The 13,458-nt window shown below is 64.1% G+C and carries 14 protein-coding genes; 7 read left to right on the top strand and 7 right to left on the bottom strand.

The annotated features are described in order from the left end of the window. Positions 1-216: 216 nt before the first annotated feature. On the bottom strand, positions 217-858 hold the full coding sequence (locus I6F35_RS32140; protein WP_225121650.1) for a hypothetical protein: 642 nt from the start codon (positions 856-858) through the stop codon (positions 217-219). A 274-nt stretch (positions 859-1,132) separates the two neighbouring features. Continuing rightward, positions 1,133-2,458, bottom strand: a complete 1,326-nt coding sequence (gene rimO, locus I6F35_RS32135; protein ID WP_225121649.1) for a 30S ribosomal protein S12 methylthiotransferase RimO — start codon at positions 2,456-2,458, stop codon at positions 1,133-1,135. Between the two features lie 113 nt (positions 2,459-2,571). Here rimO and I6F35_RS32130 point away from each other — a divergent pair, with 113 nt between their 5' ends. The 5 genes from I6F35_RS32130 to I6F35_RS32110 all read left to right on the top strand — a co-directional run bounded on the left by I6F35_RS32130 (position 2,572) and on the right by I6F35_RS32110 (position 8,381). Next, complete coding sequence (locus I6F35_RS32130; RefSeq protein WP_027578578.1) at positions 2,572-3,162, top strand: ANTAR domain-containing protein; 591 nt, start codon at positions 2,572-2,574, stop codon at positions 3,160-3,162. Then, the gene (locus I6F35_RS32125; protein ID WP_225121648.1) at positions 3,159-4,322 is read left to right on the top strand and encodes a CmpA/NrtA family ABC transporter substrate-binding protein; all 1,164 of its coding nucleotides are present in this window, start codon (positions 3,159-3,161) and stop codon (positions 4,320-4,322) included. Before I6F35_RS32130 ends, I6F35_RS32125 begins: the two co-directional genes overlap by 4 nt. A gap of 351 nt (positions 4,323-4,673) precedes the next feature. Further along, positions 4,674-6,458 (top strand): NirA family protein, encoded by a 1,785-nt coding sequence (locus I6F35_RS32120; RefSeq protein WP_225121708.1) that lies wholly within the window; start codon positions 4,674-4,676, stop codon positions 6,456-6,458. Beyond that, entirely contained in the window at positions 6,455-8,053 is a 1,599-nt protein-coding gene (locus I6F35_RS32115; protein WP_225121647.1) for a sulfite reductase subunit alpha, read from the top strand. Before I6F35_RS32120 ends, I6F35_RS32115 begins: the two co-directional genes overlap by 4 nt. 175 nt (positions 8,054-8,228) lie before the next feature. After that, on the top strand, positions 8,229-8,381 hold the full coding sequence (locus I6F35_RS32110; RefSeq protein WP_225121646.1) for a hypothetical protein: 153 nt from the start codon (positions 8,229-8,231) through the stop codon (positions 8,379-8,381). A gap of 134 nt (positions 8,382-8,515) precedes the next feature. Here I6F35_RS32110 and I6F35_RS32105 read toward each other — a convergent pair whose 3' ends face one another. From I6F35_RS32105 to pxpB, 4 genes are all read right to left on the bottom strand, one after another. Next, a complete protein-coding gene (locus I6F35_RS32105; protein WP_225121645.1) occupies positions 8,516-8,893 on the bottom strand; it encodes a hypothetical protein in 378 nt (125 codons plus the stop codon). Between the two features lie 125 nt (positions 8,894-9,018). Further along, positions 9,019-9,792 (bottom strand): 5-oxoprolinase subunit PxpA, encoded by a 774-nt coding sequence (locus tag I6F35_RS32100; RefSeq protein WP_225121644.1) that lies wholly within the window; start codon positions 9,790-9,792, stop codon positions 9,019-9,021. A 32-nt stretch (positions 9,793-9,824) separates the two neighbouring features. Continuing rightward, positions 9,825-10,868: a biotin-dependent carboxyltransferase family protein gene (locus I6F35_RS32095; RefSeq protein ID WP_225121643.1), complete on the bottom strand. Its 1,044-nt coding sequence runs from the start codon at positions 10,866-10,868 to the stop codon at positions 9,825-9,827. Next, positions 10,865-11,596 (bottom strand): 5-oxoprolinase subunit PxpB, encoded by a 732-nt coding sequence (gene pxpB, locus I6F35_RS32090; protein WP_225121707.1) that lies wholly within the window; start codon positions 11,594-11,596, stop codon positions 10,865-10,867. Before pxpB ends, I6F35_RS32095 begins: the two co-directional genes overlap by 4 nt. Before the next feature lie 210 nt (positions 11,597-11,806). Here pxpB and I6F35_RS32085 point away from each other — a divergent pair, with 210 nt between their 5' ends. Together I6F35_RS32085 and I6F35_RS32080 are read left to right on the top strand one after the other, a co-directional pair. Further along, complete coding sequence (locus tag I6F35_RS32085) at positions 11,807-12,505, top strand: ribonuclease activity regulator RraA (RefSeq protein WP_225121642.1); 699 nt, start codon at positions 11,807-11,809, stop codon at positions 12,503-12,505. Between the two features lie 23 nt (positions 12,506-12,528). After that, complete coding sequence (locus I6F35_RS32080) at positions 12,529-12,933, top strand: cupin domain-containing protein (protein WP_225121641.1); 405 nt, start codon at positions 12,529-12,531, stop codon at positions 12,931-12,933. Positions 12,934-13,073: 140 nt separating this feature from the next. On the opposite strand, the gene I6F35_RS32075 is transcribed toward I6F35_RS32080, so the two are convergent. Beyond that, positions 13,074-13,458 (bottom strand): DUF2147 domain-containing protein (locus tag I6F35_RS32075; RefSeq protein ID WP_225121640.1); only part of this gene is annotated, 385 nt, incomplete at its 5' end.

Below are 13,458 nucleotides of genomic sequence, written 5' to 3'. Positions count from 1 at the left end.
TATTCGGCGGGGATGAAAAGCAGGCGGAAACGCAAGAAGGCCGCACTTTTGAGGGTGCGGCCTTCTCGAAAACCTTAGGCTGAACTAGCTAGTCAGCGTTGGCGTCGGACACGGCGCAACCCATCATCGTCGCGGGTGCGACGACGGAAAGTGGCGCGGCGGATGGTCCGGTTCAGTTTCATGGCGATGGCCCATACAGCGCAAGGGCGGTGACTGTCAAGTCGCGCGCGGCGCCTCTTCGCTGTTCTCCTCGCCCCAATCGGCATCGGCGATGGAGGTGTCGATGAGCTCGCCGCGGAGCAGGGCGAGCGGCGATTTGTAGTACAGCGCGATGTTGTGGAAAGGATCGGTCAGGACCTTGCAGATCCATATCAGCCCGGTCGGCACGTCCTTGATGATGAAGAGCTGGATCATGCGCGCGAGCCCGCCGGCAATGCCGATCACGAGCCAGACGGCGCCGACATGACGGATGAAATCGAGCCGGGTGGCCGGCGGCGAGAACACGCCGAACAGCGTCGGGAAGGCGAACAGCGCGCCCGGCGCGAGACCCCAGACGACGAGCAGCACGATCTTGCGGCTCTGATTGTAGCCGACCTTGATCGCTTCCTTGTATTCGTTGGAGACCTTGTTCACGGCGTCGTAGCCGTTGGGCTCGAAGAAGAAGTGCCCTGTCTGCCGCGTCAACATCGCGAGCCAGCCGACGAGGCCGGCCATTGCCGGATCAGCGAACAGCAGGCCATAGCAGACCAGAAAGATAACGGCGCTGATCAGGTGCAGCACCTGATTGATGCGGCTCTGGTGATAGTAGCGGTAATCGTCCCAACGTTGCGTGCGCAATGTGTCGGAGAAGCGGCTCATCATTCACCCCTTGGATTTGAAGGTGCGCGAGCCATACGGCGAGTCCGTGAATGCAGCGTGACATCTTGAAGTTGTTATAATTATGATGACGCCGCTACGATTGTGCACATGACAGCCCGTTCGCGCGCTGCAAATTCGTCAGGCGACACGAGTCCGTTTCCGCCTCTGTGGCGGCAGATTCTCTGGATTTCAGGTATCGTTCAGCGGACGTCGAACCAGCATTGAGCTGGATCAAACCGTCCGAAGTGGCCGCAACGACGAGCGAGCCGGGAGCTCAAAAGCCGGCAACGCTGCCGTGAAGGTCGTACGCATCCGAGCGCTCGATCTTTGCGCTGACGATTTCGCCGACCTTGAGCGGACGCCGGCTCGAGAGATAGACCGCACCATCGATGTCAGGCGCATCGGCCTTCGAGCGGCCCCTTGCCACGGTCGGGCCGACTTCGTCGACGATGACCTGTTGCCTCGTGCCGACCTTGCGTTTGAGGCGGCGCGCGGAGATCTTCTGCTGGCGGGCCATCAGCGCGTCGTACCGCTCCTGCTTGATCTCGTCGGGCACGGCGTTGCCAAGCGCATTGGAGACGGCACCGGCGACCGGCTCGTATTTGAAACAGCCGACGCGGTCAATCTCGGCTTCGTCGAGCCAGTCGAGCAGATAGGCGAAATCGGAATCGGTCTCGCCGGGAAATCCGACGATGAAGGTCGAGCGCAGCGCCAGCTCCGGGCACTGCTCGCGCCATTGCTTGATCCGCGCCAGCGTCTTGTCCTGTGCGGCAGGGCGCTTCATCGCCTTGAGGACGTCAGGGCTCGCGTGCTGGAAGGGGATGTCGAGATAGGGCAGGACCTTGCCCTCGGTCATCAAGCCGATGACTTCGTCGACATGCGGGTAGGGATAGACATATTGCAGCCGCACCCAGGCGCCGAGCTCGCCGAGTTCCTTCGCCAGGTCGAAGAATTTGGCGCGAACGGCGCGATCCTGCCACGGGCTCTCGGCATATTTCAGATCGACGCCATAGGCGGAGGTGTCCTGGGAGATGACCAGCAGTTCCTTCACGCCGGCCTTCACCAGCCGCTCGGCCTCGCGCAGCACGTCGTTGGCCGGCCGCGACACCAGATCGCCGCGCAGTTTTGGAATGATACAGAAGGTGCAGCGGTTGTTGCAGCCCTCGGAAATCTTCAAATAGGCGTAATGGCGCGGCGTCAGCTTGACGCCCTGCGGCGGCACCAGGTCGAGATGCGGATTGTGCACCGGCGGCAGCGCGCGGTGCACGGCATCCAGCACACTCTCATATTGCTGTGGCCCCGTGATCGAGAGCACGCCCGGATAGGCGCTTTCGATCTGCTCGGGTTCCGCGCCCATGCAGCCGGTGACGATCACCTTGCCGTTCTCGGCCATGGCCTCGCCGATCGCCGAGAGTGATTCCTGCTTGGCGCTGTCGAGGAAGCCGCAGGTGTTGACGATCACGACATCGGCGCCGTCATGCTTGCGCGCAAGCTCATAGCCCTCGGCCCGCAGCCGCGTGATGATGCGCTCGGAATCCACGAGCGCCTTCGGGCATCCTAGCGAGACAAAGCTGATTTTTGGCGCGGCCGCCTGTTGCATATTCAAATCTGCCTGATTGATCGGCAGGAGCTAGTCCCAATTGCCCATAATTACAAGGCTTTGAGGTGGCTTCTGTCGTGCTATGGATAGTTTTCAGGGAATACGAGTGAGCGATGGCTGCCGAGTCGTCTCCGAAAATCGTCATCGTCGACGAAAGCCCGATCCGGGCCGCGATCCTGGAGGAAGGCCTCCGGGAGGCTGGCTATACCAGTGTCGTTCATATCAGCGAGATGCACAGCCTGCTGGCGCGGATCTACGCCGTCGACCCCGACATCATCGTGATCGACCTGGAAAACCCCAGCCGCGACGTGCTGGAACAGATGTTCCAGGTCAGCCGGGCGGTGCGCCGGCCAATCGCCATGTTCGTCGACCAGAGCGACGCCGCCTCGATCCAGGCCTCCGTCGAGGCCGGCGTGTCGGCCTATATCGTCGACGGGTTCAACAAGCAGCGGATCAAGCCGATTCTCGACCTCTGCGTTTCCCGTTTCAACGCGTTCGCGCGGCTGCAGGACGAACTGGACCGCACCAAGCACGCGCTGGAAGAGCGCAAGGTGATCGATCGCGCCAAGGGCATCCTGATGAAATTGAAGGGCCTCACCGAAGACGAGGCCTATGTGCTGCTGCGCTCGACGGCGATGCGCGAGAAAAAGAAGATCGGCGAGATTGCGCAGTCGATCCTGACCGCGTCGGAGTTGCTCAAATGACCACACCGCTTCGGATCGGTTTCATTCCGCTGGTCGACGCCGCCGCGCTGATCGTCGCTACCGACAAGGGCTTTGCCGCCGCGGAGGGGCTGGACATCACCCTGGCGCGAGAGGTGTCGTGGTCGAACGTCCGCGACAAGCTCAATATCGGCCTGTTCGATGCCGCCCATCTGCTGGCGCCGGTCGCCATCGCGTCCAGCCTTGGCCTTGGCCACGTCAAGGTGCCGATCGTGGCGCCGTTCAATCTCGGCCTCAACGGCAATGCGATCACGGTCTCGCCGCCGCTGCATGCCGCGATCATGGAAGAGATCGACGGCGACCGTTTCGATCCGATGGCAACGGCGCTTGCGCTTTCGCGCGTGGTTGCCAAGCGGCGCAAGAGCGGAGCCGAGCCGCTGATCTTCGGCATGACGTTCCCGTTCTCGACCCACAATTATCAATTGCGGTTCTGGATGGCGGCGGGTGGCGTCGACCCGGACGAGGACGTGCGGCTCGTGGTACTGCCGCCACCTTACATGGTCGACAGCCTTGCCAATGGCCACGTCGACGCCTTCTGCGTCGGCGCGCCCTGGAACTCGGTCGCGGTCGATCTCGGCATCGGCCACATACTGCATTTCGTGTCCGATATCCTGGTCGCCGCGGTCGAGAAGGTGCTGGCAATCAGGCAGAACTGGGCGGAGAAGAACCCCGACGTGGTCGCCGCGCTGGTGCGGGCGCATCTGCGCGCGGCCGAGTTCATCGAGCAGCCGGAAAACCGTGCCGAGGCCGCCGCGATCCTGGCGCAGCCGGAGCGGATCGGCGTCGATGCCGAGGTGATCCAGCGCACGCTCGACGGTCGGCTCAAGATCTCGCCCGACGGCGCCAAGCGCGAAAGCAAGCGCTATCTGCTTGTGGGCCGGGAAGGCGCCGCGCGGCCCGACCCGGCGCAGGCCGCCTGGCTCTATGCGCAGATGGTGCGATGGGGCCAGGCCGCCATGAAGCCGGAGGCCCTGAAGACCGCTATGGACGTATTCCGGCCGGACCTCTACGACGCGGCCGTCGGGCGGCGGCCGCCCACCGACGCACCCCAGGCGATCGGCGCGTTCGCCGGGCCGCCCTTCGATCCCAGCGATATCCGGGCGCATCTCGCCGCGTTCGAAATCGGTCACTGGAAGCCGTGAAGCCGCTGCAGCAATCTTAAGCAGTCGCCATAGGTCGGCTAAATTTTGAGCGGGCTGCCCGAAATTCGCGATTTGGCTAGCCGCCAGGTTCCCCAGCCGTCTACTCAATGGACTGATATAACGCGATATTTTCTTCGGCGGCGTCTGGCACGCAATTTGAATGTTGCACTGCGGCCAGCCTGTCGCAGATGCCTGCTGGCTCACGTCCAAGATGGATTTCCGCAGCAACGACGCTGATCGGACCGTTCCCAGGAATCAAGCAAGGCACGCCTAGCCAAGCCGGGTTCCGAGCGGTCGACGTTCATGTCGTTGACGCCACTCGCCGTGGCCGCAGGAGCTTCGTCGCAGACCATGAAAATCGAGCCCGTTGCAGTCGACTTCACCGACGAGCAGAAGCGCTATCTCGAAGGCTTTACCACCGGGCTGCAGATCAGCCGGGTCGGCCGCGGGCTGGGTGGCGGCGTTGCCAAAGCCAGTGCCGAGCCGACCGGCCCGGATGCCGCGCATATCAAGGCGCAGGACAAGGTCGTCGCGTCAGGCAAGAAGCTCGTCGACCAGGAAAAAATTAAACGCGACGGGCATCCCTTCGATGCCTATCCGCGCCTGAGACAACAGGCGCTCGACAACGCGCCGCCGTCGCCGGCGGACAATTTCCGCTGGCGCTATTTCGGCCTGTTCTATGTCGCGCCGGCGCAGGATTCCTACATGTGCCGGCTGCGCATTCCAAACGGCATCCTGAAGCATTGGCAGTTCTCAGGCCTTGCCGATCTTGCCGAAGAACTCTGCGGCCCGTTCTGCCATGTCACCACGCGCGCGAACTTGCAGGTGCGGGAAATCCCGCCGAAGAATGCGGTGAAGCTGATCGAGGGCATCCAGGATCTCGGCCTGTGCTCGCGCGGCTCCGGCGCGGACAACATCCGCAACGTCACGGGTACGCCGACTGCGGGCATCGATCCTCAGGAGATGCTGGATACACGGCCGTATGCGCGCGAGTGGCACTACCACATCCTCAATGACCGCTCGCTCTATGGCCTGCCGCGCAAGTTCAACGTCGCTTTCGATGGCGGCGGCCGGATCGCGGTGCTGGAAGAAACCAATGACATCGCTTTCACGGCGGTGGAGGTGAAGGACGGGTTTGGCGTGGAGCGAGGGGTCTGGTTCCGGCTTGGCCTCGGCGGCATCACCGGGCACAAGGATTTTGCCAAATACTCCGACATCATCGTCAAGCCGGAGGAGGCGACGAAGGTGGCGGACGCCATCGTCCGCGTCTTCATCGATCTTGGTGACCGCACCAACCGCAACAAGGCGCGACTGAAATATGTGCTGGACGGGATCGGTCACGATCAGTTCCTCAAGTTGGTCGAGGAGCGGCTGAAGAAATCCTTCATCCACGTGCCGGCGGAGGCGCTGGCGCCGCGACCCCTCGCTGATCGCATGGCGCATATCGGTGTGCACAGGCAGAAGCAGGAGGGACTGAACTGGATCGGCGTGTCGCTGCCGCTCGGCAAGGTCACCTGCGAGCAGATGCGTGGGCTCGCCAGGATCGCGCGCGATCTCGGCGACAGCGAGATCCGCCTGACAGTGTGGCAGAACCTGCTGATATCAGGCGTGCGCGACGAGAACGTCGAGCTCGCGATCGCCGCGATCAAGGCGATCGGGCTCGCGGTCGAAGCCTCGCACATCCGCGCCGGACTGATCGCCTGCACCGGCAATGCCGGCTGCCGCTTTGCCGCTTCGAACACCAAGCGCCACGCCGCCGAGATCGGCGACTGGTGCGAGCCGCGTGTTGCCATGGACAAGCCGGTCAACATCCATGTCACCGGCTGCCATCATTCCTGCGCGCAGCATTATATCAGCGATATCGGTCTGATCGCGGCGAAAGTGGATGTCGGCGAGGATGCCGATCCGGTCGAGGGCTATCATCTCTTCACCGGCGGCGGCTTTGGCCCCGATGCCGATGTCGGGCAGGAGGTCTATCGCGACCTCAAGGCCGAGGACGCGCCGAAGACGGTCGAGAAGCTGCTGAAAGCGTATCTCGCGCACCGCTCATCATCAGACGAAACCTTCCTTTCCTTCGCGCGCCGCCATGATGGCGAGACGCTGCGCAAGCTTGCTGACGCCGAGGCATCCGCATGAACCAGATCACGCCGCCACCGAAACTCGACATCATCCCCGCCAGCGCGCCGTTCTCCGAGGCGCAGCGCTCCTGGCTCAACGGCTTCTTTGCCGGGCTGTTGTCGCCCGACGCCGCAACGCCGTTGTCGGCGGAGCAGGGCGCTGCCGTGATGCAAGGCGCGGCCGGCGACGGCGATGACGGCGAGGCGCCATGGCATGACCAGACCATGCCGATCGCCGATCGCATGAAGCTCGCTGAGGGCCGGCCGCTGCGGCGGCGCATGATGGCGGCGATGGCGCAGCAGGATTGCGGGCAGTGCGGCTACAACTGCCACGACTATTCGGAAGCGATCGCCAGCAAGAGCGAAGCGCGGCTCAACCTCTGCGTCCCCGGCGGCAAGGAAACCGCGCGGATGCTGAAGTCGCTGTATGAGGAGCTCGACAAGGCGCCATCGGCACCCGCGGTCAGTGCGCCCGTACCAGCGGCTGCGCCCGCCGGCGAGCCGGGCCGCTCGCGCGACAATCCGGTCCCGGCCAAGTTTGTCTCGCGGCGACTGCTCAACAAGCCGGGCTCCGAGAAGGAGACCTGGCACGTCGAGTTCGATCTGTCAGGTTGCGGGCTCGACTATGTCGTCGGGGATTCTTTCGGCATTTTCGCGAAGAACGACCTCGGGCTGGTCGACCAGATCATCGCCCTGCTTGGCGCCTCGCATGTGACCGAAGTCCGCGGCAAGACGTTGCGCGACGTGCTGCTCAACGACGTCTCGTTGTCGCCGGCGCCGGACTCCCTGTTCGAACTGATCACCTACCTGACCGGTGGCGCGCAGCGCGAGAAGGCGCGGGCGCTGGCGCAAGGCGAGGACCCCGACGGCGATGCCGCGACGCTCGACGTGATGGCGGTGCTGCAGAAATTCCCGAGAGTACGGCCGCATCCGGAAGCTTTCGTCGAAGCGCTGGAGCCGCTGCAGCCGCGGCTCTATTCGATCTCCTCATCGCACAATGCCACGCCCGGCAAATTGTCGCTGACAGTCGACTGCGTGCGTTACGTCATCAACAAGCGCAAGCGGCTCGGGCTGGCCTCGACCTTCCTCGCCGAGCGCATCAATCCCGGCGACGAGCTCATGGTCTATGTGCAGAAGGCGCATGGTTTTGCACTACCACAGGATCCGAAGACGCCGATCATCATGATCGGGCCCGGCACCGGCATCGCGCCGTTCCGCGCCTTCCTGCTCGACCGCCGCGCCACCGGCGCGCAGGGGAGGAACTGGCTGTTCTTCGGCCATCAGCGCAGCGACTGCGATTTCTTCTATGCCGACGAACTCAATGCGATGAAGACGGCTGGCCTGCTCACGCGGCTGTCGCTCGCCTGGTCGCGCGACGGCGAGAAGAAATTCTATGTGCAGGACCGCATGCGCGAGGTCGGTCGCGAACTGTGGACCTGGCTTGCGGAAGGCGCGCATGTCTATGTCTGCGGCGATGCCAAGCGCATGGCCAAGGATGTCGAACGCGCGCTGGTCGATATTGTCGCCCAGTTCGGCGCCCGCTCGGTGGACGAGGCGATCGCCTTCGTCGGCGACCTCAAGAAGAAGGGCAGGTTCCAGCTCGACGTCTACTGAGCGGTAAATCCGGGCCAAATTCGAACGAAAAATATTCTTTTCCGCCTGCAAGGCGGAGAAGTTTTCGCTTCGAAGGAACCGGCTGGAAGCGTCGATATCGCTATTTTTCCGGTCGTCTTGCGTTCGACCGCGAACGCTATTCCATATGCGGCGGATGTTGCATTGGAGATCGACGATGCGCGAACTATCGGCGGAAGGCCGCCTGCATCTTTACGCGCGCAGCCTGTCGCGGAAATCGGGGACGGGGCTTCACATTGTTGCGCTCTACAGCGCATTCGTCGTCATCGCGGCCATCGTGTTCGGCACGCTCTCAGTCCATCCGTTCTAAGAGCACTGTTTGGCTCGATTGTCTCCGGCCGTCATTGGCGAGGAGCGATAGCGACGAAGCAATCCATGCCTCCGCAAGTGGTGAGATGGATTGCTTCGCTTGCGCTCGCGATGACGCGGGACAGGCCGCGCTGTTCAATAGCCGCACGAGGCGCAGCGCGGCGCGACCGGGGCGTAATACGAATAGCCCGGCGAGACCATCTCGACGCGCTCGCGCGTGGCATATTGCGGCGGGATGCGCTCGTAGGCGACGCCTTCGGGGGCGACCATCACGGTCTTCGGCACCATGATGGTGCGGTATTGCGCCGGCGTGCGGTGCGCGACGACGCTGCCCCGCGAGACCATCACCGTTTCCTGCACGGTCCGGTATTGCGGCGGCACGGTCTGCACCTGGTAGCAGGTGACGCAGGGCTGAGGCGGTGCGTAGCAATTGTAGCAGCCGGCCGACGCCGTGCTGACGAGCGCGGCCGATGCAATGGCGGCGATGGCGAGCGAGATGGATGTGCGCAACATGCTTTCGTACCTGTTCTGCTGAAGGTTCGGAAAGCTGCACCTATCAACCAATCCGCAAAGGTTGCGTTTATGAAGAGTCTTAACAAACGCTGAAGGATCGGGTGCGCCGACCCTTCAGCGGACCGTCAATGCGCCGTCTTGAACGGCGCGACCGCGATCCCGGCATCCTTCAAGGCCTGCCGCACGCCGCGCGCGATCTCGACCGCCCCGGGCGTGTCGCCGTGGATGCAGACCGTATCGGTGCGCATCTTGATCACTTTGCCAGTGACCGAGACCACCGCGCCGTCCTGCACCATCCGCACCACGCGGTCGGCGATCGCCTTCGGATCATGCAGCACCGCGCCGGGCTTCTTGCGCGAGACCAGGTTGCCGTCGTCCTCATAGGCGCGGTCGGCGAACACCTCATGCGCCATGCGCAGATTGGCGTCCTCGCCGGCGCGCACCAGTTTCGAATTGGCGAGCACGACGAAGATCAGGTTCGGATCGACCGCCTTGATTGCGCTCGCGATCGCCTTCGCCGTCATGTCGTCCTCGCAGGCGACGTTGGAGAGCGCACCGTGCGCCTTCACATGCGTGACCTTGTGGCCGGCCGCGGTCGCGATCGCCTGCAGGGCGCCGATCTGATAGGCGACCAGGTTCTCGATCTCGGATGATTTCAGGCCGGGAACCGGCCGGCGGCCGAAGCCGTGCAGGTCGCGGTAGCCGGGATGGGCGCCGATGCTCACCCCGCGCGCCTTTGCCAGATCCACGGTGTGGCGCATGATGTCGGCATCGCCGGCATGGAAGCCGCAGGCGATGTTCACCGAAGTCGCAAGCTCGATCATCGCGGCGTCATTGCCCATCTCCCATGGGCCGAAGCTTTCGCCGAGATCGCAGTTGAGGTCGATGGTCGCAGTCATGGTGCTTGTCCCGCTTTTCGTGGGGTTTTTGGTCAGGTAGTCGCCGGCTCCGCGACCTGCCATGTCGCGGCGTCGACGGCATTGACGGCGTATCCTGCGACATTGGCCGCGCTCAGCGCTTCGAGGTTGAGATCGAGGCCTTCGAGCGGCCGCAGCCGGTCAGGCAGGGTACGCAAGAGTTCGGCGAATTTTCGGGCCTCGGCCTGGGCCTCAGCCATCGTGACCGCCTTGAAGCGGAACGGGTGTCCGGCGGAAATCTGGGCGAAGCGCCCGAAATCGGCGGAGATCACGGTGGCAATCTTGGGATAGCCGCCGCTGGTGCCGCGGTCAGGCATTAGCACGATGGGTTGGCCGTTGCCGGGCACCTGGATGCTGCCGTTCACGGTGCCGTCGGAGACGATGTTGTGGCCGTGCAGATGTTTGATCGCGGGACCCTCGAGCCGGTAGCCCATGCGGTCGCTGGTCGCGGAAATCTTCCATTCGCTGTCGAGGAACAGTTTCTTGTTGTCCTCGGAGAATTCGTCGTCCTGCGGACCGAACAGGATGCGGATCGGCGCGTCCGGCAGTGCGGGCAGTTCGATCCGCCGCTCGGCCACGCCGCTGGCGGGCTGCACGTGCAGCTCGTCGCCGCTCTGCAGCGGGCGCGGATAGGGGCTGCCGAGGCCCGCGCGCGCGTTCACGGCAAGGCTGCCGAACATCGGTTCACCCGCAATCCCGCCCTCGATCGCGAGATAGCTGAACGCGCCGCCCTTGGCAAAGCCAAGCGTCAGCGTCTCGCCGTCGGCCAGCGTCGCCGAGGTATCGAACGCCACGGCTCGTCCAGAGATATCGACACTGCGCGAGGCGCCCGCGAGTCCAATACGTACCGCGCCGCAGCGTGCGGTGAAGGCCGCGCCGAACGGACCGATCTCCACTGCAGCGGCGAAGAGCTCATTGCCGACCAGCGTATTCGCGGCCGCGAGAGCCAGGCGATCCATCGCCCCGCTCGGCGTCAGCCCATAGCGCTGCGAGCCGGGACGGCCGCCGTCCTGTACGGAACTCGCCGGACCGATCGAGGAAATGACAAGCTTGCTCATGCGGCGACCAGTTCGGCGACGAACTCGCCGGCTTCCGCGGCGCGGTCCTGCTCAGCGAAGGTCTTGGCATCGACCGGCGTGAAGCTGACGGTGTCGCCCGGCTCGAGCAGGAAGATCGGATCGCGGTGAAGCTGGTAGGTCCGGACCGCAGTGCGGCCGAGCAGGTGCCAGCCGCTGGGTCCGGCGATGCACTGGATTCCGGTCTGTACGCCGCCGATCGAAATCGTGCCGGCCGGCGTCAGCACTCGTGGATTCTGCCGACGCGGCATGTGCAGGAACTTGTCCAGGCCGCTGAGATAAGACCAGCCGGGCGTGAAGCCGATCATGGCGACGCGATAGTCGCCGGCAACGTGGCGCTTCACGATGTCGTCGGGCGTGGCGTCGAGCGCCTTGGCAACATCCTCGAGATCGATGCCGTGTTCGCCGCCATAGGCCACGGGGATGCGCCAGCGCCTGGTTCTTGCGGCGGAGGGATCAGGACGCTGCGCCAGCGCGAGCAGTTGTTCCCCGAGCGCCTCGAAGCCGATCTGAACGGGGTCATAGTGCACGAGGAGTGAACGGTAGGTCGGAACGGTCTCGGTCACGCCGGCGATCGGGGCTGCGGCAAGGGTGCGGTCGAGCGCCAGCACCCGCCGGTTGGCGGCGTCATCGATATCGCGGCTGAATTCGACCGTGATGGCGCTGTCGCCACTCGGCAAAAGGCGGGGTGGCGCGTCGCGCGCGGCCATGGCGTCATTGCTCATCGCGCATCAAGCTAGCGTGTTTTGTCGCGGAGTGGAATTCGCCTTCCGAAAAATCACCAAGCAACTTCAATAAATTAAACCGCGGGCCGGCGATAAGATGAAGTAATAGATGATTGTATTCTCGCCCTTGACGCGAGTGCCGCGGCTCGCAAGATGCGCGCGCCAATTCATTCCCACCGGAGCCGATCTTTCAAGATGTCCCTGACTGCAGAAGCGATTGCGACGCTGTCGCATGTGTCCACCGCCACCATCACCACGGTCCTGCTCAAGAAGGGGCTGCGTAACGTCTGGATGCGCGGCACCAAGCCGCTCAGGCCGGGCCAGAAACGGCTGGTCGGAACGGCCTTCACGCTGCGCTTCGTGCCGGCGCGCGAGGATCTGGCGACGCCGGAATCCTGGTCGTCGCCGATCTCGACGCGCACCGCCATCGAGGCGATGCCGGAAGGCTGCATCGCCGTGGTCGATGCAATGGGCGTCAGTGACGCCGGCATCTTCGGCGACATCCTCTGCGCGCGGATGGCGAAGCGTGGCGTGAGCGCGCTGATCACCGACGGCGTGGTGCGCGACGTCGAGGGCGTGCTCGGCACGGGACTGCCGGTGTGGTGCAACGGCTTTGCGGCGCCGCCGTCGGTTGCCGGGTTGACCTTCGTCGGCTGGGGCGAACCGATCGGCTGCGGCGGGGTGGCGGTGTTTCCAAATGACGTGGTGGTCGCCGACCAGGACGGCGCGGTGCTGATTCCGCAGGCCTTCCTTGACCATGTGCTGGCCGAAGGGCCGGAACAGGAACGGATGGAAGCCTGGATCGTCAACGAGGTGAACAATGGCGCCCAACTGCCGGGCCTCTATCCGATGAATGCCGAGACCAAGGCGCGCTACGCCGCCAGCAAGAAATAACTTCAAGAGAGCGAGGTAAACCCATGGAAATCCAGATCGCTGGCTCGCGGCCGACCCGTCGTGGGCCGGCCGAATATTTCACCGGCACGGTGCTGCAGGACCCCGTCATCATGGCGCCCGCGCCGGCACGGCTGAACTCTTCGCGCGTCTCCTTCGAGCCGGGTGCACGCACCGCCTGGCACACCCATCCGCTCGGACAGACGCTCTATGTGATCTCCGGGATCGGCCGGGTGCAGGCCGAGGGCGGTCCTGTCAGGGAGATCAGGCCCGGCGACGTGGTCTGGATTCCGCCGAACGAGAAGCATTGGCATGGCGCTTCGCCAACCAACGCCATGACCCATATCGCGATGCAGGAAGCGCTTGACGGCGTCTATTCGAACTGGATGGAGCACGTCACCGACGAGCAATACAACGCGAAGCTCAGTTAGTTTTCACGCAGGACCGGTCATCACCCGTGGCGTCCCGTAGCCCGGATGGAGCGGAAGCGTAATCCGGGAGCGGTCGAGCCGCGCATCAGATTTCCCGGGTTACGCTGCGCTTCACCCGGGCTACGATTCTTCGTCAACGGTTAATTCACCCGCGTCCAGGTTTGGCCGCCGCAGAACATGCCGCCGAAGGCGCAGCCTTGGACGCGCAGCGTATCGGAGCTCTTCAGCGCGATCGTCGAGTCATAGGTGCTGCCGGTGTTGGGATCGAGGATGCGGCCGCTCCATTTGTCCTTGCCGGGCTTCATGTTGATCAGGACCTGCTCGCCGTTCTGGTTCGACTGCTTGTCGACGGCGTAGCCGCAGAGATTGGTGCCGCATTGCTCGATGCGGACCTTGCCTTCCTTCTCCTCCGTCAGCCACACGCCGATCGGCGAATTTGCTAGCGCCGCGACCGCGGGGACCGCGGGTTTCGCGACCGGCGCGGGCGCACCTGTGGCGACCGTCGGGGTCGAGGCTGGAGGCGGC

The sequence above is a fragment of the Bradyrhizobium sp. BRP22 genome (assembly GCF_020194175.1).
Classification (GTDB): Bacteria; Pseudomonadota; Alphaproteobacteria; order Rhizobiales; family Xanthobacteraceae; genus Bradyrhizobium.
The sequence above is the reverse complement of the archived record's forward strand: the minus strand, read 5'-3'. Positions and strand labels throughout refer to the sequence as shown.